A 23684-nucleotide genomic window follows, 5' to 3' on the forward strand; every position below is an offset into this window, starting at 1 on the left:
GGTTACCGGCGGTGACCGGCCGCAGAGAGAGTCCACCATGGAACGAACACAGGTCGCCATCATCGGAGCCGGCCCGGCCGGCCTCCTCCTCGGGCGGATGCTGGAACTCGCCGGGGTCGACGCGGTGATCCTGGAGCACCGGACCCGGGCCTACGTGGAGGGCAGGATCCGGGCGGGGATGCTGGAGCACCGCACCGCCCTGCTCCTGGACGAGCTGGGCCTGGCGGAGCGCATGCACCGGGAGGCGGCCGTCCACCACCGGTTCGAGATGCGCTTCGACCGGCAGCGGTACCAGATCCCGATGGCCGAGCTGACCGGCGGCTGCACCGCCGTCATGTACAGCCAGCAGGAGATCGTCCGCGACGCGATCGAGGCGCGGGTCGCCTCCGGCCTCCCGCTGGAGTTCGACGTCGACGACGTGCGCCTGGAGGACGTCGACGGTGCCGAGCCGAAGGTCCGCTACCGGGCCGCGGACGGCTCCGAGCACGTGCTGGCCTGCGACTTCATCGCGGGCTGCGACGGCTTCCACGGGGTGTCGCGGGCGTCGGTCCCGGCCGGCGTGCTGACCGAGTACGAGCACGAGTACCCGTTCGCGTGGCTCGGCGTGCTGGCGGACGTCCCGCCGTCCACCTTCGAGCTCATCTACGCCTGCCACGAGCGCGGCTTCGCGCTGCACAGCATGCGGTCGCCCGAGGTCAGCCGCTTCTACCTGCAGGTGAAGCCGGACGAGGACCTGGCCGCATGGCCGGAGGAGCGGATCTGGAGCGAGCTGCGGACCCGGCTCGGCACCGACGACGGCTGGGAGCTCGCCGAAGGCGCCGTCACCAAGAAGGGCATCACCGCGATGCGGAGCTTCGTGGTGGAGCCGATGCAGTACGGGCGGCTGTTCCTGGCGGGGGACGCCGCGCACATCGTCCCGCCGACCGCGGCGAAGGGCCTCAACCTCGCCGCGGCGGACGTCCGGCTGCTCGCCGACGCGCTGTGCACCTGGTACGAGTCCGGTGACCGCGCGGCGCTCGACCGCTACTCCGACGACGCGCTCCGCGGCGTGTGGCGCGCGCAGCAGTTCTCCCGCTCCATGACGTCGCTGCTGCACCACGACCCGAGCAGCCCGATGGAGTGGCGGCTGCAGCACGCCGAGCTGAAGCACGTCTGCACGTCCGAGGCGGCGATGAAGGACTTCTGCGAGAACTACGTGGGGTACCCGGCGGTCGGACGCATCCACCGGCGCGCCCCCGAAAGGGCCGATACATGACCACCGGGACCGACATCCTCGACCGGGCGGCGGAGCGGCTGGACGCCGCGCAGCACACCGCGACCGCGGTCGAGCAGCTCCCCGCCGGGCTCACGCCCGCCGACGCGTACGCCGTGCAGGACGCGGTGATCGCCCGCCGGCTCGGCCGGGGCGAGCGCCCGGCCGGGCTCAAGCTCGGCTTCACCAGCAAGGCGAAGATGGCGCAGATGGGCGTCTCCGAGGTGATCGTCGGACGGCTCACCGACGCCATGCGCGTCGCCGACGGCGGCGAGGTGGCGCTGGGGCGCTTCATCCATCCGCGCGTCGAGCCGGAGATCGCCTACCGGATCGCCCGCGACGTCGCCCCGGACGACGAGGAGATCCCCGTGGACGCGGTCGCGCCCGCGCTGGAGATCATCGATTCGCGCTACCGCGACTTCCGGTTCAGCCTGCCGGACGTGATCGCCGACAACGCCTCGTCCGCCGGGTTCGTCGTCGGCCCCTGGCGGCCGCTCGGCGCGGACCTGGGCGATCTCGCCGTCCGGCTCTCCGTCGGCGGCGCCGTCGTCGAGACGGGCTCCACCGCGGCGATCCTCGGGCATCCGGACCGGGCGCTGCCCGCGCTGCTGGAGATCGCCCGCCGGCAGGGCATGGCGCTGCGCGCCGGGGACGTCGTCCTCGCCGGCGGCGCCACCGCCGCGGCGCCCTTCACCCCGGGCCGCGTCGAGGTGCACGTCGAGGGGCTCGGCACCGTGTCCGCGACCGGCACCGTGAGCTAAACGCCGTAGGCAACGCGAAAAGGTGGGCCGGATCCGATCGGATCCGGCCCACCTTCTTCGGTTCGGGTCAGGACTTCGGTTCCTGGATCAGGTCGTCCAGGGTGACCGGCTTCTCGATGAGCTTGTACTTCTGGGTGAGGCGCACCAGCTCCTCCAGCGAGTCGCGCTGGAAGGCGGCCGGCCAGTCGACCATCTTGATCTGCGCGGCCTGGTCCGCGGGGATCTTGGCGTAGGTCGGGATGATCTTGCGCGCCTCCTCGGGGTGGGCGTTGGCGTACTCCAGGGACTGGCGCACCGCCGCGTCGAACCGCCGCACCACGTCGGGGTTGCTCTTGGCGTAGGCCGTCGACGTGAAGTACGAGGCGATCGCCAGGTTCGGGTGGGTCTCCGCGTAGTTGTTGAGGATGGTGCGGGCACCGCGCTCCAGCAGCGAGGTGACGAACGGCTCGCACTCCCAGGCCGCGTCGATGCGGCCCGTCTCGACCGCGGTGACCATGTCGGGGAAGCCGAGCTCGGTGAACTTCACCGAGCTCGGGTCGACGCCCTTCTTCTCCAGCGCGGCGCGGATCGTGACATCGCCGATGTTGTTGAGCGTGTTGACCGCGACGGTCTTGCCGGCCAGGCCCTTGACGTCGCGGATCGGGCTCTTCGCCGGGACCAGCACCTGGCAGGCCTCGTTCTTGCCGGGGGCGATGCCGACGCCCGGCGTGATGGCCTGCAGCGGTACGCCCTTGCTCTTGGCGATGATGAGCGACACGTTGTTGGAGAAGCCGAACTGGTTGCTGTTGCTGACGACGGCCGGGACGATCGCCGCGCCGCCCGCGGCCAGCTGCGGCTCGACCTTGAGCTTCTGCGCGCTGAAGAAGCCCTTCTGGACGCCGAGGTACAGCGGGGCGACGTCCGTGATCGGGATCAGGCCCACCTTCACCGTGGTCACGCCGTCGGCGTCGCTCTTGCCGGCCGAGGTGCCCCCCGAGCCGCAGCCGGCGGCCAGGCCGACGGCGAGCGCCGCGACGACCACCCGGAGTCGGCGCCGTCGGATCGTTCTCATCATGGCTCACTCCTCTGAGTGGAGCGGCGTCTGCCGCCACTTAAACCCGAACGATTATCATCAATACGCGGGGAAGGTCAACGGTGTTCGCCGAGAGGGACCCCCTGATAACGTACAATCGTTATGAGGAATCTTCAGGGTGACTACATCGTCCGGGCCCGGAGCGTGCTCACCATGGACGCGGATCGGCCGCGCGGCGAGGCGCTCGCGGTCCGCGGCGCGCGCGTCGTCGCCGCGGGCTCGTTCGACGAGGCGCGCGCGGCGCTCGGCGAGCACGCGCCCGTCCTGGACCTGGGCGACGCGACCGTGCTGCCGGGACTGATCGACACGCACATGCACCTGCTGTGGACGGGCCTCGCGCACGTCCTGCTCGACCTGGAGGGCGAGCGCAGCATCGAGGGCATCCTCCGGGCGACCCGCGCCTGGGCCGACGCCCACCCCGCCGCGCCCTGGATCGTCTCGGCGGACGGGTGGGAGGTCGAGGACGTCGCCGAGCGGCGGCTGCCGACCCGCGACGAGCTCGACCGCGCGTGCCCCGACCGCCCGGTGCTGATCCTGCGCTGCGGCCACCAGGGCGCGGCGAACTCGGCCGCGCTGGCCCTGGCCGGCCTCGCCGACGGCACGCCCGACCCGCCCGGCGGCCGCCTCGGCCGGGACGCCGCCGGACGCCTCACCGGCGAGCTGGTCGAGCCGCCCGCGATCGAGCTGGTGCGGCGGCACGTGCCGCCGCAGGACGACCGGGCCCGCCGCGCCGCGGTCGCCGCCGCGGCGGAGCGCGCCCTGGCCGCCGGGCTGACCTCGGTGATCGAGCCGGGGCTGCGCCCCGAGGAGCTCGCCACCTACCAGGGGATGCGCGCGGACGGCGAGCTGCCGCTGCGGGTGACCGCGATGCCGCTGCAGCTCGCGGGCGCCTCCGTCGAGGACGAGGTGGCGCGGCTGTCGGGCCTCGGGGTCGGCTCGGGCTTCGGCGACGACATGCTGCGCCTGGGCCCGGTGAAGGTGTTCCTGGACGGCGGCGGCTCGCTGGGGACGGCCTACCTGCGCGAGCCCTGGCCGGGACGGTGCGGCGACCACGGGCAGCTGCTGCTCGACCCCGACTCGATGCGCGCGCTCGCGTCCGGGCTGGTGGCGCACGGCTGGTCCCTCGGCGTGCACGCCGTCGGCGGCGGGGCGCTCGACCTGCTGTTCGAGGTGCTCGACCACGCCGACCGGGTGGCCCCGGTGAAGCCGCTGCGCTGCCAGGCCATCCACGCGTACCTGACGCCGTCGGAGCGCAACATGGCCGACGCCCGCCGGCTCGGCGTGGTCGTCGCGACGCAGCCGACGATGCAGGAGCAGTTCGCCGACCGGCTCATCGCCCAGCTCGGCGCCGAGGCCGCGGCGGCCGCCACCCCGCTGGCCACCTGGCACCGCGCGGGCGTCCGGCTGGCCGGCGGCTCGGACTCGCCGGTCACCCCGTTCCAGCCGCTGCGCGGGATCTGGCAGGCGGTGACGCGCCACCATCCGCCGTCCGGCGGCCCGCTCGGCCCGGACGAGCGGCTCGACGTGGCGGCGGCCCTGCGGATGTACACGGCGGACGCCGCCTACGCCGCGTTCAACGACCACGCCGTGGGCGTGCTGCGTCCCGGCATGCGCGCCGACTGGGTCGCGCTGGGCGCCGACCCGACCCGGTGCCCGTCCGACGAGTTGCGCGACCTGCCGGTGCTGGCCACGGCGGTCGACGGCCGGATCCGCCACCGCGCCTAGCCGGGACGGCCCGCGGGCGCGGCCTCGCGCCGGGCCGCGTCCGGGGGACCGGGGACGCGGCTCGGCGCGCCCGGGCGGCCGCCCCCGGTCAGCTGAGGGTCGTCTTGGGCGGGGTGTGCCGGCGCACCGCGCGGCGCACCCGCGCCGGGTCCTGCGACTCGACGGCGTCGACGAGCGCGACGTGCGTGCGGAAGGTCTTGCTGGCGGTGAAGAGGTCGTCGGAGCTGACGTGCTCGATCTCGTTCTCGATCATGTCGAGCATCGTGGTGTAGATGACGCGCAGCACCAGGTTGGGGGTGATGTCGGCCAGCCGCCGGTGCACCGCCCAGTTGGCGCGCAGGAACGCGGCGGCGTCGGTGCGCTGCTCGTCCATGCGGTCCAGCAGCTCGCGGAGGTCCGCGAGGTCCTCGTCGGTGCGGTGGGCGGCGGCGTCCATCAGGATGGGCTCCTCCAGCGCGTCGCGCACCGCCAGGCAGTTCGCGCTGGTGTCGCCGTTCTCGCGCAGCCCGAGGATCAGGTGGTTGATGCGCACGTGGCTCGGGGCGCGCAGGGTGAACAGGCCGCCGCCCGGGCCGGGCTTCGCCGAGACGACCCCGCGCGTCTCCAGCAGCCGGACGGCCTCGTTGACGGTCCCGACCGCGACGCCGTACTCCTGGCGGACGTCCTCCTTGGTGCCGAGCCTGCTGCCGTCGGGCAGCGCGGAGTCGATGATCTTGCGCTCGATCTCCCGCGCGATGGCCTCGGCGCGCGAGAGCCGCCACTCGGTGCGGTCGGTGTGGTCGGGACGACTCATCGGGTTGCTCTCCAGATCGTCGGTCGGATAGCGGCCGGTCAGCGAGGTGGCGGGGCGGGTGCCGCCATGCCTTGACAGATAATCATCATGCTTAATACCGTCATTATAGGGCTGAAGGAAGCCCCGCGGTGGCCACCCCGCCACCCGAACGGTTCGCGGTGTCCCGACGTGCCCGACGTCCCCCGCGTGTGGCCAGGGTCGGCCGTTCCGCCGCTGCGGACGCGGCGGGGCCGTATCCGGAAGGAGCTTCCGTTGACCCGGACCTCGACCATGTCGACGTCAGTCGTCCCCGGCAGGAGGCGGCGGCTCGCCCGCTCGCCGAGACTCGCCGACGGCCTGCTCGGCGCGGCGGGGCTCGCCGCGACGCTGGCCGTCCTCGAACTCTCCACGATCGCCGGGCTGCTGCCGGAACGGACGTTCCCGCGCATCTCCAGCGACCTCGGCGAACTCGCCCGGCTGGCCGGGGGCACCGAGCTGTGGACCGCGATCGGCCGCACCCTGCAGGGCTGGGCGATCAGCTTCGGCATCGCCGTGGCGGTCGCGGTGCTGCTCGGCGTCGCCATCGGCTCGAACAGCCTGCTGCGGGCGGCCACCAACGCCGTCATCGAATTCCTGCGTCCGATCCCGTCGGTCGCGCTGATCCCGCTCGTCGTCCTGGTGCTCGGCACCGGCCTGCAAAGCAAGGTCTTCCTGGCCGCGTTCGCCGCGGCCTGGCCGGTCCTCATCGCCACCATCTACGGCATGCGCGACGTCGAACCGGTCGCCCTCGAAACGGCGCGCGCGTTCCGGGCGCGCCCGCACGACCGGCTGCTGTCGGTGGTGCTGCCCAGCGCGGTGCCCTACATCGCCACCGGGCTGCGCGTGGCGTCGACGACCGCGCTGATCCTCTGCGTCACCGCCGAGCTGGTGATCGGGTCGCCCGGGCTGGGCCAGTCGATCACCGTCGCGCAGGCGGGCGGCCAGTACCGGCTCATGTACGCGCTGATCATCGCGACCGGGCTGCTCGGCGTGCTGCTCAATCTCGTGTTCGTCGCGCTGGAGAGGCGGCTGCTCCGGTGGCACCCGTCGCAGCGCGCCAAGGAGGTCGTCCAGTGAGCCGCCGCGCAGTGCTTCTCGGCGTGCAGATCGCCGCGCCCGTCCTCGTCCTGCTCGGCTGGGGGCTGTGGTCGGCCGGCAGCGCCAACATCTTCTACCCGCCGCTGACCCAGATCCTCTCGGTGTTCCGCGAGACGTGGCTGTTCGACCGGGTCGGCTCGGACGTCGTCCCGAGCCTGACCAACATGTTCTCCGGCTTCGCGCTGTCGATCCTCATCGGCGTGCCGCTCGGCATCCTCATCGGCCTGGTGCGCAAGCTCGGCACGGCCCTGGCGCCGGTCATCGAGTTCGTCCGGGCGATCCCGCCGCCCGCGCTGATCCCGTTCGGCATCGTCGTGCTGGGCGTCGGGACGTCGATGAAGGTGTTCATCATCCTGATGGTCAGCCTGTTCCCGATCCTGATGCACACCATCGACGGGGTGCGCGGCGTGGACCCCGGCCTGCTGGACAGCGCGCGGGCCTACCGCGTCGGCCGCCGCGACCGGCTGGTGCGCGTGGTGCTGCCGGCCGCCGCGCCGCAGATCTTCGCGGGGGCGCGCGTCGCGCTGTCGCTGTCGCTGATCCTGATGGTGATCAGCGAGATGGTCGCGAGCACCCGCGGGATCGGCTACTTCATCCTGGAGGCCCAGCGCACCTTCGCGATCCCGGAGATGTGGTCGGGGATGGTGCTGCTCGGGGTCCTCGGCTACCTGTTCAATCTCGCCTTCGGCGTCATCGAGCGCCGCGCGCTGCGCTGGCACCACGGGGCACGAAAAGGAGCGTCTTGATGAGCAACGAAGCGCCGATGCTCGAGGTCGAGGGCCTCGGCAAGGTCTACGGCGGCGGCGACCAGGCGGTGCACGCGATCGACGAGATCAGCTTCACCGTCGCGCGCAGCGAGTTCGTGTGCGTGGTCGGCCCGTCCGGCTGCGGCAAGACGACGCTGCTGCGCTGCCTGTCCGGGCTGATGCCCGCCACGACCGGCGAGGTCCGCGTCGAGGGCAGGCCGATCGACCGGACCCCCGAGGACATGGCGATCGTCTTCCAGGACTACAGCAGGTCGCTGTTCCCGTGGATGTCGGTCGAGGAGAACATCGCCTTCCCGCTGCGGCGCAAGCGGCTGGACCGCAAGAAGCGGCAGGCGCTGATCAGCGACTCGCTCGCGGCCGTCGGCCTCGCCGACGCCGGCCGCCGGTACCCGTGGCAGCTGTCGGGCGGCATGCAGCAGCGCGTGGCGATCGCGCGCGCCCTCGCGTACGAACCGCAGATCCTGCTGATGGACGAGCCGTTCGCCTCGCTGGACGCGCAGACCCGCGCCGACCTGGAGGACCTGACCCTCAAGCTCCGCCACGAGTACGGCGTCACCGTCGTCTTCGTGACGCACGACATCGACGAGGCCGTCTACCTGGCCGACCGGGTCATCGCGCTGACCCCGCGTCCCACCCGGGTCCGCGGCATCGTCGACGTCGACCTGCCGCGCCCCCGCGACCAGCTCAGCACGAAGGAGCTGCCGGAGTTCGCCCGGCTGCGCGGGCGCGTCTACCGGGAGGTGCGCCAGCTCGGCGACCCGGAGGGCGCACCCGACCCGGTGGACGCGGGCGCCGGCGCCCACGGCTCCTAGCGGCGCGGAGCGCCGGCCAGGCCGTTGAGGAGGTGCTCGGCGGTGATCGGGCGGTCGCGGACGCGGACGCCGGTCGCGTGGAAGACGGCGTTGGCGACCGCGGCGCCCGAGCCGACCTGCCCGATCTCGCCGACGCCCTTGACGCCGAGCGGGCCGGTGACCGGGTCGTCCACCTCGATCAGCGCGATGTCGACGGCGGGCGCGTCGGCGTTGACCGGCACCAGGTAGTCGCCGAGGCTCGCGTTGGCCCAGCGGCCGAGGCCGGTGTCCATGCGGGTGCCTTCGAGCAGGGCCTGGCTCATCCCCCAGAGCATCCCGCCCATGAGCTGGCTGCGCGCCGTCATGGGGTTGAGGACGCGGCCCGGCGCGAACGCGGCGGTCATGCGCCGCACCCGGACGAGCCCGAGGTCGGCGTCGACCGCGACCTCGGCGAACTGGGCCCCGAACGTCAGCAGCCCCCACGGGGTGTCCAGCGGCGGCGGGTCCCAGCCGCCGATGGCCTCGGCGTCGTTCATGAGGTGCCGCTCCATCAGGTCGCGGTAGGTCTCGGCGCCGCCGGAGGCGGTCATCCGCCCGTCCGCGACGGTGACGGTGACGGGGTCGGCGCCGTGCAGCGGCGAGTCCGGGTCGCCGACGGCCGCGGCGATCATCTGGTCGCGGACGGCGACGGCGGCGTTGTGCACGGCGGCGCTCACCATCATCGCGCCGTTGGAGCCCACGGGTGACCCGGCGGTCGGCATGTCGGTGTCGCCGTACTCCAGCCGCACGTCCGCGAGGCCGACCCCGAGGCCGTCGGCGGCGACCTGGGTGAGGACGGTCGTCATCCCGGTGCCGAACTCCTGCGCGGCGGTGGATACCACGGCGGTGCCGTCGGAGTACAGGCGGGCGCGGGCGCGCTGGGTGCGCATGAAGAACGCCACCGGGTAGGCGGCGGTGGCCATGCCGGTCCCGATCAGCCAGTCGCCCTCGCGGCGGACGCCGGGCGCGGGGTCGCGGCCGTCCCAGCCGAACCGCTCCGCTCCTTGCCGCAGGCAGTCGGCCAGCCCGCTGCTGGACCACGGGTGGCCGGTGTTGGGGTCGACGTCGCTGATGTTGCGCAGCCGCAGCTCGACCGGGTCGATCCCGAGTTCGTAGGCGAGTTCGTCCATCGCGCATTCGAGGCTGAACATCCCGGCGGACTCGCCGGGCCCGCGGGTGAACGTCGGCGTCATCGTGTTGCCGCGCACCAGCCGGTGGACGCCCTCGAACGCGGGGCTGGCGTACACCTGGGACGACGCGCCGAACGCGGGTTCGGCCCAGTCGTCGAACGGCGAGGTGACGGAGATCTTGTGGTGCCGGATCGCGGTGAGCGTCCCGTCGCGCCGCGCCCCGAGCACGATGTGCTGCTCCTGCTCCTCCCGGTGCCCGCAGGAGGTGAACATCTGCTCGCGCGTGACCGTGAGCCGGACCGGCCGGCGGACGTGCCGGGCGGCCAGCGCGGCGAGGGTCACGTGCGGCCAGACCATCGCCTTGGACCCGAACGCGCCGCCCACGAACCGCGTCAGCACCCGGATCTTCGACGGCGACATGCCGAGCAGGGCGGCGACCGTCAGCTGCACGGCCTTGATGCCCTGGCACGAGTCGTACAAGGTCAACCGGTCGCCGTCCCACACGGCGGTGGTGGTCATGGGCTCCAGCGCGTTGTGGTGGTTGGCGGCGAACCGGAACACCGTGTCGATCTGCGCGTCGGCCGCCGCGAGCCCGTCCTCTATGTCGCCGCGCCGCAGCTGGGCGGGCATGAAGCCGCCGAAGATCTTCTCGGGTTCGTAGGCGTCCGCGCGGCCCTGCTCGACGACGGTGACGGACGGCGCCTCGGCGTACTCGACCCGGACGAGGGACGCGGCGTACTGCGCCTGCTCCAGCCCGTCGGCCACGACGATCGCGACCGGCTGGCCCGCGTAGTGGACCGTGTCGTCCTGCATCGGGAAGAACGTCTCGCCGGGCGCCGGACCGCCCATCAGGGACGGCACCAGCGGCACCTTGGCGACCTCGGGCAGGTCGTGCCTGGTCAGCACGGCGGCGACCCCGGCGGCGCGCTCCGCCTCCGCCGTGTCGATCGAGGCGACGCGCCCCGCCGCCACCCGCGCGCCGACGATCCGCGCGTGCGCGAGGCCGGGCAGCGCGATCTCCCCCGAGTAGCGCGCTGCGCCGGTGACCTTCTCCCGGCCGTCGACCCGCGGGACCTCCCGTCCGATGGATCCGCTCATCGGTCATCCCCGTTCGTCAGCATCGTCAGCGCCCGGACGATCGTCCGGCGCGCCAGTTCGACCTTGAAGGCGTTCTGCGGCCGGGGCTCGGCCGACGCCAGTTCCCGCGCGGCGGCCTCGGCGAAGGCGCCGGGCGTCGCGGGCCCGCCGAGCAGGCTCCGCTCGGCGGCCCGCGCCCGCCACGGCTTGGTCGCGACCCCGCCGAGCGCCAGCCGCACCTCGGCCACGGCGCCGTCCCGGACGTCCACCGCCGCGGCGACCGAGACCAGCGCGAACTCGTAGGACGCGCGGTCGCGGACCTTCAGGTACACCGACCGGCGGGCCGTCGGGACCGGCGGCACCTCGATCGCCGTGATCAGCTCCCCGTGCTCCAGCGGACGCTCCCGGTGCGGGGTGTCCCCGGGGAGCAGGAAGAAGTCGTCGATCGGGATGCCCCGCTCGCCGCCCGGCCCGCGCGTGCGGACGACCGCGTCCACGGCGACCAGCGCCACCGCCACGTCGGACGGGTGCGTCGCGATGCACAGGTCGCTGGTGCCGAGCACCGCGTGCCCGCGGTGGAGGCCGCCGATGGCCGAGCAGCCGCTGCCGGGCTCCCGCTTGTTGCACGGCGAGACGGCGTCGCGGTAGTAGCCGCACCGGACCCGCTGGCACAGGTTGCCGCCCATCGACGCCATGTTCCGCAGCTGCGCGGACGCGCCGAGCAGCAGCGACTGCGCGATGAGCGGGAACCTGTCCACCACCCCGGCCGCGCGGGCGACGCCGCTCATGCGCGCGAGCGCGCCGATGCGCAGCCCGCCGTCGGGGAGGTCCTCGACGCGGTCCAGGGGCAGGTCGTTGATGTCGACGAGCAGGTCAGGGCGCAGGACGTTCTGGCGCACCAGGTCGACCTCGGTCGTGCCGCCGGCGAGGAACGCGCCGGCCGGGTGGGCGCCGACCGCCGCGATCGCCGTGTCCACGCCGTCCGCCCGCGCGTAGTCGAACGCCCTCACCGCCCCGCGCCGCCCTTCGCGTCGCGGACGTCGCGGATCGCGGCCCGGATGTTCGGGTAGGCGGTGCACCGGCAGATGTTGCCGCTCATCCATTCGGCGATCTCGCCGTCGTCGGCGGCGCGGCCCTCCTCCAGCAGCGCGACCGCCGACATGATCTGCCCCGGCGTGCAGTAGCCGCACTGGAACGCGTCCCGGGCGATGAACGCCTCCTGCATCGGGTGCAGGCGGTCGCCGTCCGACAGGCCCTCGATCGTGGTGACCTCGCGTCCTTCGCAGGCGATCGCGAGGGTGAGGCAGGCCAGCACGCGGCGGCCGTCCACCCACACCGTGCAGGCGCCGCACGTGCCCTGGTCGCAGCCCTTCTTCGAGCCGGTCAGCCCGAGATGCTCGCGCAGCGCGTCCAGCAGGCTCACGCGGGGTTCGATCCGCACGGGCCGCTCCCGGCCGTTGACGGTGAGAACGACCGCGCGCGCCTCCGGGCCGCGCTCCAGCGGCCGTGTCCCGACGTCCATCCCCATGGGGACTCCTTAATGATCAGATGTCGCTCACTCTCCGTATCGGGGCATTGCCCAGAGGTGCCGGGTCTTCACATCGGACGGGGGCCACGATGACGACATCCGACAGCACGGCCGGCGGCGGGGCGCCGCGCGGGCGACCTGACGCGGTCGCCGTGCTCGCCGCGGACGGGACCGTGACCGGCTGGACGCGCGCCGCGCGCGAACTCCTCGGCCACGGCGACACCGATCTCGGCCGCGGCGAGGTGCGCCTGCTCCCGCCGCGCGGCCCGGACGCCGGGCAGCCCACCTGGCCGGACGGGACGGAACAGCACTGGTCGGGGCTGCTGGAGGTGCGGGGCGGCGACGGCGGCGCGCTCGTCGTGCACGCCGACGTCCTCCGGCTGGACGGCGCCGGGGAGCGGCCGTCCTGGCTGGTCTGCATGGGCTCCGTGGAGGACGCGTCCGACCGCATGTCCTCGATGCTCGAACCGCTCCTGCGGCGCTCGCCCCTCGCCCTGCTCGTCTGGGACCGCGACCTCCGGTGCGTCTGGGTGAACACGGCGGCCGAGCGCCTGCAGCCGGTGTTCCCGCACTACCGGGTCGGCCGCCGGCTCACCGACCCGCCGCCCGGGATCGACACGCGGGCGGCGGTGGAGGCGGTCAGCCGGGTGCTCGCCGACGGCGTCCCGCTGTTCGACGAGGAGGTGCACCGGACCTCGCCCGACGGCCGCGAGGACGTCACCCTGTCGATCTCCCATTTCCGGCTCGACGGCGTGGACGGCCGGCCGCTCGGCGTGTGCTCGGTCGCGCTGGACATCAGCCACAGCCGGGCCCGCCGCCGCCTCGCCGTGCTGCGCGAGGCCAGCACCCGCATCGGCACGACCCTCGACGTCCGGCAGACCGCGCAGGAGATGGCGGACCTGGCCGTCCCGGACCTCGCCGACTTCGTGACCGTCGACCTGGCCGAGTCCGTGCTGCCGGACGCCGAGCCATTGCAGCATCTGACCTCGTCGGAGAACAGCGTCCCGGTGTTCCGCCGCGCGGGGGCGGCGTCGATCCACGACGGCGTCCCCGAGTCGATGTGGCCGATCGGGGAGCCGGTGTACGTGCCGCCGGCCTCGCCGTTCACCCGCGTCCTGGACACGGGCCGGTCCCATTTCGAGCCGGTGCTCGACACCTCGCCCGGCGGCTGGCTCGACGTCGACCCGGACCGGTCCCGGGTCATCGCCGCCACCGGGATGCACACGCTGATCGTCGTCCCGCTGAAGGCGCGCGGCGACATCCTGGGCGTGACCGTGTTCGTCCGCACCGACAACCGGACGCCGTTCACCCGCGACGACCTGGTCCTCGCCGAGGAACTGGCCGCGCGGGCGGCGCTGAGCCTGGACAACGCCCGCCAGTACACCCGCGAGCACGCCGCCGCCCTCGCGCTGCAGCGCAACCTGCTGCCGCGGAACCTGACCGGCGGCGGCGCGGTCGACGTCGCCTCCCGCTACCTGCCGTCCGACGCGCACGTCGGCGTCGGCGGCGACTGGTACGACGCGATCCCGCTGGACGGCGGCCGGATCGCCCTGGTCGTCGGGGACGTGACCGGCCACGGCATCAACGCGGCGGCGACGATGGGCCGCCTGCGCACCGCCGTCCGCACCCTCGCCTACCTGGACCTGCCGCCGCACCGGGTGCTCCTCCAGTTGGACCGGCTGGTCGTCCGGCAGGCCGAGGAGGAGCGCACCCCCTTCGACCCGGCGGGCGCGACCTGCGTCTACGCCGTGTACGACCCGGCGTCCGGGTTCTGCACGATCGCCACCGCCGGGCATCCGCCGCCCGCGATCGTCCATCCGGACGGCGAGGTCGCCTTCCCGCGCCCGCCGGGCGGCCTGCCGATCGGGCTGGGGATCGGCGACTACGAGCCGCTCACCGTCGATCTCGCCGAAGGCAGCCTCATCGCCCTCTACACCGACGGCCTGATCGAGACCCGCGACGCCGACATCGAAACGGGCATCGAGCGCCTGGGCACGGCGCTGGCCCAGGCTGAGCCGCCCTTGGACGACTTCTGCACCACCGTCATCCGGCTCATGACCGGGAACAGGCAGGCCGAGGACGACATCGCCCTCCTCGTCGCGCGAACCCTGCGCACCTAGCCCGGGGTGAGTCACCTTCGGCGGCCCTGGTGCGTCTGGTGTGTAGACGAACACGAAGGACAGGAGGGGACGTGAGTACCGACCAGGCAGCGGCCTTCGACCGCGAGCGACCGCATCTGCTGGCGGTGGCGTTCCGCATCCTCGGGTCGGACGCCGACGCGCAGGACGTCGTCCAGGAGTCATGGACCAGGTACGCCCGCGCCGACCCGGCCGACATCCGCAACACACAGGCGTGGCTGACCACCGTGGTGACCCGCCTCTGCCTGGACGTCCTGCGCCGCACCCACGAGACCCCGCGGAGCCCCGAGGAACTCCCGACCCCCGCGACCGGCGAGAACCCCGAGGACGTCGCGCTGCTCGCCGCCGAGCTCACCGCGGCCTTCACGGTGGTGGTGGAGGAGCTGACGCCTCCGCAGCGCGTCGCGCTCATCCTCCACGACGTGTTCGGCGCGCCCTTCGAGGAGATCGCCCACATCCTGGACACGACACCGGGCTCGGCGAAGAAGCTGGCCAGCCGCGCCCGGGGCCGCGTCCGCCGCACAGAATGGCCGGACGCGGAGTCGGGCGAGGCCCAGCGCGTGGTCACCGCCTTCATGAAGGCGGCCCAGCAGGGCGACATCGACGGCCTGGTCGAGGTCCTGCATCCCGACGTGGTCAGGACGGCCGACCCGCAGGTGCTGCGCCCCGGCGCCCCGCAGCGGGTGCACGGGCTCGAGGCCGTCGTCGAGGAGACCCGCGCGATGCGCTCCGCCGCCGTGCGGGCACGCCTCGTCCGCATCGACGGACGGCCCGGCATCGCCGTCGGCCCGGGCCGCCCGCGCGCCGCCCTCGTGTTCCACATCGCCGACGGCCTCATCGTCCGCTACGACGTCGTCGCCGACCCCCGGCGGCTGGCGCTGCTCCACATCGAGGACTGACCATGTCCACCACGTACATCGCCGTCACGCTCATCACGGTCGCGATCAACGCCGCGATCGTCGTCGCCGACCTGGCGAAGGCCCGGTTCGTCCTGGCGAACTCGGCGGAGGTCGGGGTGCCGCGCTCGATGCTCCCGCTCCTCGCCGCGCTCAAGGGCGCCGGCGCCGCCGGGCTCGTCCTCGGACTGCTCGGCCTGCACGTCATCGGCATCGCCGCGGCCGCCGGGCTCGTCGCCTTCTTCGTCATCGCGGTGGCCGCGCACGTCCGGGCGAGGGTCTTCTACAACATCGCCTTCCCCGGCGCCTTCCTGGCCTTGGCCGCCGCCTCACTCACCCTGGCCATCGCCAATTGAGATGGCGACCTTTCCCCGAGCGTGGCCGCGTTCGATGTACCGCAGCGCCTCGGGGACCTCGGCGAACGGGTAGGTCCGATCGATGACGGGCGTGACCTTCCCGCTCTCCATCAGCTCCGCCAGGAACTCAAGGTCGGACGAGTTGGGCTTCCAGCTGACGTTGGCGATGCGCTGGCCGACGAAGGGCGAGACCAGGACGCCTCGCAGCCCCAGGGCGGCGGGGCCGAGCAGCCTGCCGCGAGCCGAGGCGATGCCGCCCACGATCACGAGCGTCCCGCGCGCGACCAGCGGACGCCGCAGCTGCGCCAACGACCGGTTGCCCACGATGTCCATGACGAGGTCGTAGCGCCCGTCCCGTTCGGTGAAGTCTTCGCGGGTGTAGTCGACGACGTCGTCCGCACCCAGGGAACGGACCAGCTCGACGTTCCGGGTGCTGCACACGCCGGTGACCTCGGCCCCGAACGCCTTGGCGAGCTGGACGGCGAACGTGCCGATCCCGCCGGACGCCCCGTTCACGAGGACCCGCTGCCCGGCGGCGATCCGGCCGTAGTCGCGCAGCCCCTGCAGCGCGGTGTGCGCGGCCATCGACACCGACGCCGCATGCTCGAAGGTGAGGCGCGCGGGCTTGGCGGCCAGCCGGTCCTGCGGGACGGCGGCGGCCTCGGCGAACGAGCCCAGCTTGACCTCCCCGAACACTGCGTCGCCGGGCCGGAACCGGGTCACCCCTTCGCCGACCCGCTCGACGACGCCGGCGAGGTCGGCCCCGAGGACCAGCCCCGGCTTCGGCCGCCGCAGCCCGGCGCTGAGCCGTGCCAGCTTCGGGTCGGCCATCGCGTGGCGCCAGTCGTAGGGGTTGGCGGACGCCGCCCGCACCCGCACGAGCACGTCGTCCGGGCCGACGCCGGGCTCGTCGGTGTCCACGAGCGTCAGGACTTCGGACGGCGGACCGTAACGGTGCCAGCTCCAAGCCTTCATGGCGGGTTCCCTTCGGGGGGGGTGATGGAGTCCCGTGCCTGTCTTCGTCGTACGTCGTAAGTCTGTCGTACTATGTAAGGCTAACGTACGCCGTAAGAGAGTCAAGGGGCTCGCTGAAGAAAGGGTCACCCGATGGAGGTCACTCGGTCGGCGTTACGAACCGGCGGCGCGGCGCCGCTCCAGCCCGTCCAGGATCAGGTCCAGCGCGAACTCGAACTCGAACTGGTCGTCGCAGAAGCCCAGCGTGCCGTCCGGATCGTCGTGTACGGCGTCCGCCAGCATCCCGACGATGTTCGGGAACCGGTCGCCCATCTCCGCCATGGCGGCCTCGGTGTCCACGCCCTGGGCGGCGTCCGGCTGGAACAACTCCTGCGTGAAGCCGAGGGCGCGGCTGCCCAGGACGTGCAGCGCGCGGTGCGCGAGATCAAAGGAGAACCCGCCCGCCCGCAAGATGCCGACGACCTGGTCGTAGTAGGCGATGACGAGCGGTTTCGTGCGGGTCGCGAGCAACTGCGGAGCCCACCGGTGGTGCAGCAGCACCTCCCGGGCCGCGAGGACCCGCGCCCGCAGGGCCGCGCGCCAGTCCTCCGCCGGGTCGGGCGCTTCGACCTTGCCCACGGCCTCCATGACCTCTTCGAGGACCATCTCCGCCAGGCCGTCGAACACGGCCTCCTTGTTGGCGACGTGGTGGTAGAGCGACATCGCCTCCGCCCCGACCTCCTGCGCGAGCTTGCGCATGGTGAGCGAGTCGACGCCGTCCCGGTCGGCCAGCCGCACCGCACCACGCAGCACCCGCCTCCGACTCAACGGAATACGGGGCAGATCGTCGGTATCACTCGGCAGGGTCATAACTCGGTCCTCCGGACGCACCCTATCCGTCCGCGCGGACGAGGCCCGTGCCCGCGCCAACAGAGGCGGCGGCGCGGGCCGGGGCCTCGCCATCGTCGACTCCCTGGTCCGGGCCGGCGGCGGCCACGTGGAGGTTCGCACGGCCCCGGACACCGGCACGACCTTCCGCGCCCTGCTACCCCCGCATCCTTGACACGGCCACCCGGCCGTTGCGCAGCGACCGGCTGTGCGCGGCGGGCGATCCGATCTCACGGGCGAGGCGCAGCAGGTCGGCGTCCCGCTCGACGGCGAAGCCCCGCGCCGCCAGGAGGCCGGCCATCTCGGCGGGCCTCCATGCCGAGCGCCACGGCTCGTCCGCCGTGGCCGTCTCGACGCGGCCGGCACGGGCGACGAGGTTGAGCACGCCTCGGCCGAGCGCGGCCGTCAGCGAAGGCACCTGGTAGTTCACCAGCAGGACGCTGCCGGGCGCCGACCGTCCCGCCAGCGCGGTCGCCGTCGCGGCGACCTCGGGCTCGCGCAGGTAGGGCACGACTCCCTCCCAGACCCAGACGGTCGGCGCCGCCCGGTCATGCCCGGCGGCCTCGAGGGCGGCGTCCAGTGGCTCGGTGGTCAGGTCGACCGGGGCGAACACCAGCCGTCCCGCCACCGGCGTCAGCCCGGCGGCACGCTCGCGGGCGTCGGCCTGCGTGGCGGGGTGATCGACGCAGAACACCGTCGCGGCCTCCAAAGCGGGCAGGCGCCACGGCCTGCCGTCCAGCCCGGCGCCGAGCAGGACCACCTGCATGCCGTTCCGGTCCGTCACGGCGCGGGTCACCGCCTCGTCGATCACCACCGTGCGGGGGACCACGACCTCGGCGCAGGCGCGGACGGACTCCACCGCCCACCGCTCCCGGCCGCCGGCCCGCTCGGCGGCGGCCTCGTCCCGCGCCGCCTCGACCGGCTCCAGCTCGTCCGGCCGGAGCAGTCGCCTTGCCACCGGATCGCTGAACCGCCCCGCGGCCAGCCTGCCGTCCGCCACCGCGCGCCCCTGGCACACGAAGACCGCCGTCCGGCTGGCTCCGCCCGACTTCATCGCACACCCCCTCGCCGCAACGGTCGCACCTCGACGCGCTCACGAGCAACGCGCGGCACGTGTGGACGCCTGGCGGATGTCCAGGCGACCAGCGCGCACGTTGCGAAAGCGGCGCCGAGGAGGCTGGAGCCCGTCCAGCCGTGGGAGGCGAAGACGGCGGTGGTCGCGGCCGCGCCCAAGGCGGAGCCGAGCGAGTAGAAGACCATGTAGCCGCCGATGGCGCTGCTGGTGCGATCTGGATACGCGGCGGTCAGGACGTGCTGGTTGCTCACGTGCACGGCCTGGACCGCGAAGTCGAGGACCACGATTCCGACGCCGAGGAGCCACAGCGACCACGGCAGTTGCCCGATCGCCGCCCACGAGACGATGAGCAGGACGAGTGCCAGACCGGTGACCGGTGCCGCCCGTCCCGCGTCCGCCCACCTGCCCGCACGTGCCGCGCCGAGCGCGCCCGCCAGCCCGGCGACGCCGAACAGGCCGATCTGGCTCTCGCTCAGGTGCCACGACCCGCTCGCCAGCGGCAGGGACAGTCCGCTCCACAGGCTGCCGAACGAGGCGAACAGGAAGAACGCGATGAGCCCGCGGGTCAGGAAGACGCGCTGCCCGAACAGCCCGCCGAGCGAGACGACGGCCTGCCCGTACCCCGTCCGATCGCGACGCTCTTCCGCCGGTAGGACGGCAAGGACCAGGCCCGCGAGCCCGAGCGACAGGACCGCGAGCACGGCGTAGACGCTCCGCCAGCTCCACACCTCGGCGAGCATGCCGGTGACGACCCGCGCGCCCAGGATGCCGACCACGACGCCGGAGGTCACGACGCCGATGGTCCGTCCGCGTTCGCCGGGCGGCGAGACGGACGCGGCGTAGGCCACCGTCGTCTGCACCACGACCGCGAACACCCCGGCCGCCGCGAACCCCGCGAACGCGACCCATGCGGCCGGCGCCGAGGCCGTGACGATCATGCCGAGGGCGGTGAGTGCCAGGTGCACGGCGATGAGCCGGCGCCTGTCGACCACATCGCCGAGCGGCACCAGCAGCACGAGCCCCGCCAGGTAACCGACCTGCCCGACCGCGATGATCCACCCGGTGTGCCGTGCTGGCACACCGAGATCGCGTCCCATCGGCTCCAGAACCGGCTGCGCGGCGTAGATGCTCGCCACCGCGACACCGCACACCACCGCGAGCAGCAACCGCCGCCACACGCCCATCGCCCCTCCAAGCCGATTAGTAGCAAATTGCAACCAATTGGACCGTACGGCATGATGGTTTCAATCCGCAACCGATCGGGAGGGGTCATGGCGCGCGCTCAGGACGTCGACTGGACGGACCCCACCTGCCCTGTCGCGCGCACGCTCGACCTCGTCGGCGACAGGTGGAGCCTGCTCATCGTCCGCGACGCGATGGACGGCGCACGCTCGTTCACCGAGTTCCAGCGACGCACCGGCATCGCCCGCAATATCCTCACGGACCGCCTGCGCAAGCTCACCGCCCACGGGCTCCTCGACCAGCGCACCGCGCCGTCCGGCCGCCGCCAGGAGTACGTCCTCACCGACGCAGGCCGCGACCTCTTCCCCGTCGTCCTCACCCTGCGGCAGTGGGGAGAACGCCACGCCTTCGCCCCAGGCGAGGCCCACTCAACCCTCGTAGACCAGCACGGCGACCCAATACCGGAACTCACCCCGACCAGCACCGACGGCACCGTCCTAGACGCCGACACCACCCACGTACAGAAGACCCGCTAACCGACCGTCCAGTGGCGGAGCTTTTCGGGGTTGCGCATTACCCAGATGTGCTTGATGCGGTCGCCGACGACGTCGAAGGCGAACACCGTCACGGTGACGCCGTCCTCCTGGGCCACTAGGCCGGGCTGACCGTTCACCGTGCGTTCCAAGAGCGCCATGTTGGCGGGCCTCAGGTTGGCCAGTTCGACCCAAGCGTGCGCGATCGGCTCGCCGCCTTCGATGGGGTCCAGGAAGGCGACGGCTTGGCCGCCGCCGTCGGCGATCGCCGTGGCGTCCGGGTCGAGCAGGCCGATGAGGGCGTCGATGTCCTTGGCCTCCCACGCCCGCTTGAAGTCCCTGACGACCTCGGCGCGCGGGGCGGTCGTCCTCGCGGGGGCCTGCGCAGTGCGGATGCGGCGGCGCGCCGACGAGGCCAGCTGGCGGCAGGCCGCCGGCGTGCGGCCGACGATCTCGGCGACTTCGGCAAAGGAGTGGCAGAAGACGTCGTGCAGGATGAACGCGACGCGCTCCGCCGGAGTCATCGATTCGAGCACGACCAGGAAGGCCAGGTTGACCGACTCGTCCAGGGTGATCCGGTCGGCCGGGTCGGCGGGGACGCCGCCGGTCCACTCCGCGCGTTCGGGGAGCGGCTCGGGGATCCACTCGCCCACGTAGGTCTCGCGCCGCGCGCGCGCCGAGTTGAGCACGTTGAGGCAGATGCGGCTCGCGACCGTCGTCAGCCAGGCGCCCGGCGACTGGATGGCGTCCTGCTGCTGCCGCGACATGGCGTACCAGCGGGCATAGGTCTCCTGGACGGCGTCCTCGGCCTCGGCCACCGATCCGAGCAGCCGGTACGCGAGATTGATCAGCTGGCGCCGCTCTCTCATGATCGCGTCCAGACCCGGATCGAGCGGATCCCGCCCTCGGGTGGTCATGGTGCCGGCGGCTCCCTCGGTCGCTTCCGTCCTCACCTGTCCGACAAGACGGCGCCCCGGAATGTGAGGCCGGTCCGCCGCCTCACATTCCGGACGGCCGCGTTGTCGAACCACCGAGACCAGCACATCACCCGGAGGCTCAGGAAGACCATGACCACCTCAACGCCGGAAGCATCCTTCACCGTCCCGGCGCCCGCGCAGCGCCTGGAGCGGGCGGCCGCCGCGCTGACCGCGCACGGTTTCACCGTCGAGATCCTCGATGACGCCGCCGCCGCGCGCGAGCGCGTCAAGGAGCTGATTCCCGAGGGCGCGGACGTGTTCACCGGGGCCAGCGAGACCCTCCGCCTGTCCGGGATCGACGAGGACATCAACGGAAGCGGGAGATACGCGTCCGTCAAGGCGCGCAGCAGGACCATGGACCGTGCCACCCAGCTGAACGAGTTGTGGCGGATGATCGCCTGCCCCGACGTCATCGTGGGCAGCGTCGCCGCGGTCACCGAGACCGGATCCCTCGTCGCCGGCTCGGCCAGCGGAAGCCAACTGGCCGGTTACTCGGGCGCCGCGATGCGCGCGATCTGGATCGTGGGAGCGCAGAAGGTCGTGCCCGACCTGGACACGGCGCTGCGCCGTGTCGAAGACCACTGCCTCCCGCTTGAGAACCAGCGGGCCATGGGCGTCTACGGGCAGCCCAGCGCCCTCAACCGCGTCCTCATCCTCAACGCCGAACCCGAGCCGGGGCGCGGCATCGTCCTGCTGCTCCGCGAGGCCATCGGCTTCTGAACCGGGACCGGTCCTTCCGACCAGCGCGAGGGACCGGTTTTGGTTACTCTCCAGCGCGATGCGGTCACAGGGCGGTATCCTCCTGCGCGGGCAAGCCACGCCTGCCCGTCTGAGCACTGAGCGCCTACGCCGCTGGTGCGCCGACGACGAAGCGTCCATGGACGACGCGTGGTACCCGAGCCCATGCCGTCCAGCGGTGCGCGTAGGACTCCGCCGGAGGACGTCGTGACCGCCGACCCCCATCGTCGCCCTTCCCGCAACCTGCAGCGCCGCATCCGCCGCCGCCAGGCCGCCACCGGCGAGCCCTACATGACCGCGGCCACCGCCGTCCGGACGGAATGGGAGCGCGGCCAGCGCTACCTGTCCGACCCGTCAGTACCCGAGGACGTGGCCGCCGCCGTCCGGCGCGTCGGATTCATCCCCCTCGAACCCTTCGACCTGTCGGTCCACTGGGAATGGTGGTGCCGCTGCCAGTGGTGCGACGCGGTCGTCGAGGTGAGCCCCCGCGGCCACGGCTACCAGTCACCGGGCCGCTGCCCCTACATCGTCTACGGCAGCATGCACATGGACGGCCGCTGCACCCTCCCCGCACCGGACCCGGTGATCCGCACAGAGCCGCTCACCGAAGAGGAACTCCAGCAAATTTGGCAATTCCCCCCACAACGCGCCCACAAAGTCTTCCCAACCCCAGGCCGCCGCCCCAGCCGATGAACACCGTGGCACCACCGCCCCACGGCGGGGCCACGGAGCGTCCCCACGCCTCACCACGCGTGGTTGGGTCGCGCGTCGGGGAACCACAACCGCGCCGGGCATGTGCGCTCTGCCGGGACCGTGGAGTTGCGCCCTCCCCGGGCTCTCAGGGAGGCATCAGGAGGTGTCGGCCCCGGCTGGTCAGGCGGTGCCTGACATGGGTGCCGTCCCGCTCGCTGTGGACCAGGCCGGCGTCCCGCAGCACCTTCAGGTGACCGCTCACCGTGGACGCGGGCATGCCCAGGCGGACGGCGACGGCCCCCGTCGTGAACCTGACGGTCAGGGCGCTGAGCACACGGGCCCGGCCGCTGCCCAGCAGGGCGGCGAGGGCGTCCGCGTGGCGGGTGGCGGTGCCGGACTCCCGGGGCTCGCTGCGGATCGGGTAGACCACGACCGGCGGCAGGCTGGGGTCGGCGATGGCGATCGGCGCGGTGTGGCAGAAGAAGGACGGGATCAGCCGGACGCCGCGTCCGTTCAGGCGCAGTTCGGCGTTCACCGGGTACGGCGCGGTGAGGATGGGGTCTCGCCACACGAACGGTGCCAGCGTCTCCAGCATCGCCACCGGGCCGCCCTCCAGCGCCTCCATCCGCCGCTCCCAGTCGGCGGCGACGGTGGCCTCGACCTCGCTCCAGTCCGGTGCGATCAGCCGGGTGTGGAAGTGCAGGACGGCGTCCGCGACCTGGTCGAGCAGGGCGCGGTCGCCCGAGGCGAGCCGCCGGGTCCAGCCGGGGAGCGTCCGGTAGCGGGCCGCCTCGCGCAGTTCGCGGGCCAGCCGGGCGCCGGGCGTGGCGCGCAGCGTCCGCAAGGCGGCCGCCATCCCCTCCTCCGACTCGGTGGGGGTCAGAAAGTCGGGAAAATACGCGGCGTCGGCGGGCGCCAGGTCCCGGAGCAGCCGGGACGCCGCGCGCAGGTCGTCGTCCCGCAGCCGTTCCACCGCTCGGCGCCGCCACGGGTGCAGCCGCCGGGGCAGCCGGGCCAGGGACGTGGTGAGGACGTGGAGCCCGAGGAACGCCTCCCATATCGGATCGGCGGATCTCGCAAGCTGCACGTGCCGAAAATCGCGGTCACTGAAGTGAACGCGCAGGACGCCGCCCATCGCCCAAGATTAAAGAGCGGCGGTCACGAGGGGATTTCGACTGGGCCCGAATACCTCCGCTGCCTTCT

Annotated in this window: 24 protein-coding genes; 13 read left to right on the top strand and 11 right to left on the bottom strand. The window is 73.0% G+C overall.

Annotated features, from left to right (window positions below; genetic code table 11):
- Nucleotides 1–37 precede the first annotated feature (37 nt).
- Entirely contained in the window at nucleotides 38–1255 is a 1218-nt protein-coding gene (locus AB0K34_RS15205; RefSeq protein WP_364548904.1) for a 4-hydroxybenzoate 3-monooxygenase, read from the top strand.
- A complete protein-coding gene (locus AB0K34_RS15210; RefSeq protein WP_364548906.1) occupies nucleotides 1252–2013 on the top strand; it encodes a fumarylacetoacetate hydrolase family protein in 762 nt (253 codons plus the stop codon). Before AB0K34_RS15205 ends, AB0K34_RS15210 begins: the two co-directional genes overlap by 4 nt.
- 67 nt (nucleotides 2014–2080) lie before the next feature.
- Here the strand turns inward: AB0K34_RS15210 and AB0K34_RS15215 are convergent, their stop codons facing one another.
- Nucleotides 2081–3067, bottom strand: a complete 987-nt coding sequence (locus AB0K34_RS15215; protein WP_138635639.1) for an ABC transporter substrate-binding protein — start codon at nucleotides 3065–3067, stop codon at nucleotides 2081–2083.
- A gap of 120 nt (nucleotides 3068–3187) precedes the next feature.
- Between AB0K34_RS15215 and AB0K34_RS15220 the strand changes: the two genes are divergently transcribed.
- Nucleotides 3188–4810 (top strand): amidohydrolase, encoded by a 1623-nt coding sequence (locus tag AB0K34_RS15220; protein ID WP_364548909.1) that lies wholly within the window; start codon nucleotides 3188–3190, stop codon nucleotides 4808–4810.
- A gap of 88 nt (nucleotides 4811–4898) precedes the next feature.
- On the opposite strand, the gene AB0K34_RS15225 is transcribed toward AB0K34_RS15220, so the two are convergent.
- A complete protein-coding gene (locus AB0K34_RS15225; protein ID WP_171068914.1) occupies nucleotides 4899–5603 on the bottom strand; it encodes an FCD domain-containing protein in 705 nt (234 codons plus the stop codon).
- Nucleotides 5604–5855: 252 nt separating this feature from the next.
- On the opposite strand from AB0K34_RS15225, the gene AB0K34_RS15230 reads away from it, so the two are divergent.
- The 3 genes from AB0K34_RS15230 to AB0K34_RS15240 are packed head-to-tail and all read left to right on the top strand — an operon-like array spanning nucleotide 5856 to nucleotide 8298.
- Nucleotides 5856–6698 carry an ABC transporter permease gene (locus AB0K34_RS15230; RefSeq protein ID WP_301175097.1) on the top strand — a complete coding sequence of 281 codons (843 nt, stop codon included), beginning with the start codon at nucleotides 5856–5858 and terminating at the stop codon, nucleotides 6696–6698.
- Nucleotides 6695–7465 carry an ABC transporter permease gene (locus AB0K34_RS15235; RefSeq protein ID WP_138635635.1) on the top strand — a complete coding sequence of 257 codons (771 nt, stop codon included), beginning with the start codon at nucleotides 6695–6697 and terminating at the stop codon, nucleotides 7463–7465. The genes AB0K34_RS15230 and AB0K34_RS15235 overlap by 4 nt, the downstream gene beginning before the upstream one ends.
- Nucleotides 7465–8298: an ABC transporter ATP-binding protein gene (locus AB0K34_RS15240; protein WP_364548914.1), complete on the top strand. Its 834-nt coding sequence runs from the start codon at nucleotides 7465–7467 to the stop codon at nucleotides 8296–8298. Before AB0K34_RS15235 ends, AB0K34_RS15240 begins: the two co-directional genes overlap by 1 nt.
- On the opposite strand, the gene AB0K34_RS15245 is transcribed toward AB0K34_RS15240, so the two are convergent.
- From AB0K34_RS15245 to AB0K34_RS15255, 3 genes are read right to left on the bottom strand one after another with little or no spacing between them, the layout of a single operon-like run.
- Nucleotides 8295–10544, bottom strand: a complete 2250-nt coding sequence (locus AB0K34_RS15245) for a xanthine dehydrogenase family protein molybdopterin-binding subunit (protein ID WP_364548917.1) — start codon at nucleotides 10542–10544, stop codon at nucleotides 8295–8297. The genes AB0K34_RS15240 and AB0K34_RS15245 overlap by 4 nt on opposite strands.
- Nucleotides 10541–11533 carry a xanthine dehydrogenase family protein subunit M gene (locus AB0K34_RS15250; RefSeq protein WP_364548920.1) on the bottom strand — a complete coding sequence of 331 codons (993 nt, stop codon included), beginning with the start codon at nucleotides 11531–11533 and terminating at the stop codon, nucleotides 10541–10543. Before AB0K34_RS15250 ends, AB0K34_RS15245 begins: the two co-directional genes overlap by 4 nt.
- Entirely contained in the window at nucleotides 11530–12045 is a 516-nt protein-coding gene (locus AB0K34_RS15255; protein ID WP_364549076.1) for a (2Fe-2S)-binding protein, read from the bottom strand. Before AB0K34_RS15255 ends, AB0K34_RS15250 begins: the two co-directional genes overlap by 4 nt.
- Nucleotides 12046–12140: 95 nt before the next feature.
- Between AB0K34_RS15255 and AB0K34_RS15260 the strand changes: the two genes are divergently transcribed.
- From AB0K34_RS15260 to AB0K34_RS15270, 3 genes are all read left to right on the top strand, one after another.
- On the top strand, nucleotides 12141–14171 hold the full coding sequence (locus tag AB0K34_RS15260; RefSeq protein WP_364548923.1) for a SpoIIE family protein phosphatase: 2031 nt from the start codon (nucleotides 12141–12143) through the stop codon (nucleotides 14169–14171).
- A gap of 71 nt (nucleotides 14172–14242) precedes the next feature.
- Nucleotides 14243–15088 (top strand): sigma-70 family RNA polymerase sigma factor, encoded by an 846-nt coding sequence (locus tag AB0K34_RS15265; RefSeq protein ID WP_364548926.1) that lies wholly within the window; start codon nucleotides 14243–14245, stop codon nucleotides 15086–15088.
- A gap of 2 nt (nucleotides 15089–15090) precedes the next feature.
- A complete protein-coding gene (locus tag AB0K34_RS15270; protein WP_364548929.1) occupies nucleotides 15091–15441 on the top strand; it encodes a DoxX family protein in 351 nt (116 codons plus the stop codon).
- Here the strand turns inward: AB0K34_RS15270 and AB0K34_RS15275 are convergent.
- Nucleotides 15415–16416, bottom strand: a complete 1002-nt coding sequence (locus tag AB0K34_RS15275; protein WP_364548931.1) for an NAD(P)-dependent alcohol dehydrogenase — start codon at nucleotides 16414–16416, stop codon at nucleotides 15415–15417. The genes AB0K34_RS15270 and AB0K34_RS15275 overlap by 27 nt on opposite strands.
- Nucleotides 16417–16569: 153 nt before the next feature.
- Nucleotides 16570–17208: a TetR/AcrR family transcriptional regulator C-terminal domain-containing protein gene (locus tag AB0K34_RS15280; RefSeq protein ID WP_364548934.1), complete on the bottom strand. Its 639-nt coding sequence runs from the start codon at nucleotides 17206–17208 to the stop codon at nucleotides 16570–16572.
- Between AB0K34_RS15280 and AB0K34_RS15285 the strand changes: the two genes are divergently transcribed.
- Nucleotides 17153–17458 (top strand): ATP-binding protein, encoded by a 306-nt coding sequence (locus AB0K34_RS15285; protein WP_364548937.1) that lies wholly within the window; start codon nucleotides 17153–17155, stop codon nucleotides 17456–17458. The genes AB0K34_RS15280 and AB0K34_RS15285 overlap by 56 nt on opposite strands.
- On the opposite strand, the gene AB0K34_RS15290 is transcribed toward AB0K34_RS15285, so the two are convergent.
- Both AB0K34_RS15290 and AB0K34_RS15295 read right to left on the bottom strand, forming a co-directional pair.
- Entirely contained in the window at nucleotides 17441–18337 is an 897-nt protein-coding gene (locus AB0K34_RS15290) for a class I SAM-dependent methyltransferase (RefSeq protein WP_364548940.1), read from the bottom strand. The genes AB0K34_RS15285 and AB0K34_RS15290 overlap by 18 nt on opposite strands.
- Complete coding sequence (locus AB0K34_RS15295; RefSeq protein ID WP_364548943.1) at nucleotides 18334–19542, bottom strand: MFS transporter; 1209 nt, start codon at nucleotides 19540–19542, stop codon at nucleotides 18334–18336. Before AB0K34_RS15295 ends, AB0K34_RS15290 begins: the two co-directional genes overlap by 4 nt.
- 87 nt (nucleotides 19543–19629) lie before the next feature.
- On the opposite strand from AB0K34_RS15295, the gene AB0K34_RS15300 reads away from it, so the two are divergent.
- Nucleotides 19630–20076 (top strand): helix-turn-helix domain-containing protein, encoded by a 447-nt coding sequence (locus AB0K34_RS15300; RefSeq protein ID WP_364548946.1) that lies wholly within the window; start codon nucleotides 19630–19632, stop codon nucleotides 20074–20076.
- Here the strand turns inward: AB0K34_RS15300 and sigJ are convergent.
- Nucleotides 20073–20990: an RNA polymerase sigma factor SigJ gene (sigJ, locus tag AB0K34_RS15305; RefSeq protein ID WP_364548949.1), complete on the bottom strand. Its 918-nt coding sequence runs from the start codon at nucleotides 20988–20990 to the stop codon at nucleotides 20073–20075. The two genes, AB0K34_RS15300 and sigJ, sit on opposite strands and share 4 nt — an antisense overlap.
- Nucleotides 20991–21140: 150 nt before the next feature.
- Here sigJ and AB0K34_RS15310 point away from each other — a divergent pair, with 150 nt between their 5' ends.
- Both AB0K34_RS15310 and AB0K34_RS15315 read left to right on the top strand, forming a co-directional pair.
- Complete coding sequence (locus tag AB0K34_RS15310) at nucleotides 21141–21770, top strand: LUD domain-containing protein (protein WP_138635616.1); 630 nt, start codon at nucleotides 21141–21143, stop codon at nucleotides 21768–21770.
- 225 nt (nucleotides 21771–21995) lie between these two features.
- Entirely contained in the window at nucleotides 21996–22481 is a 486-nt protein-coding gene (locus tag AB0K34_RS15315) for a hypothetical protein (protein WP_364548952.1), read from the top strand.
- 145 nt (nucleotides 22482–22626) lie between these two features.
- Here AB0K34_RS15315 and AB0K34_RS15320 read toward each other — a convergent pair whose 3' ends face one another.
- On the bottom strand, nucleotides 22627–23568 hold the full coding sequence (locus AB0K34_RS15320) for a helix-turn-helix domain-containing protein (protein ID WP_364548955.1): 942 nt from the start codon (nucleotides 23566–23568) through the stop codon (nucleotides 22627–22629).
- Between the last annotated feature and the right edge of the window lie 116 nt (nucleotides 23569–23684).

Origin of the sequence: Actinomadura sp. NPDC049382 (assembly GCF_040677125.1) — a bacterium.
GTDB classification, from domain to species: Bacteria; Actinomycetota; Actinomycetes; order Streptosporangiales; family Streptosporangiaceae; genus Spirillospora; species Spirillospora geliboluensis.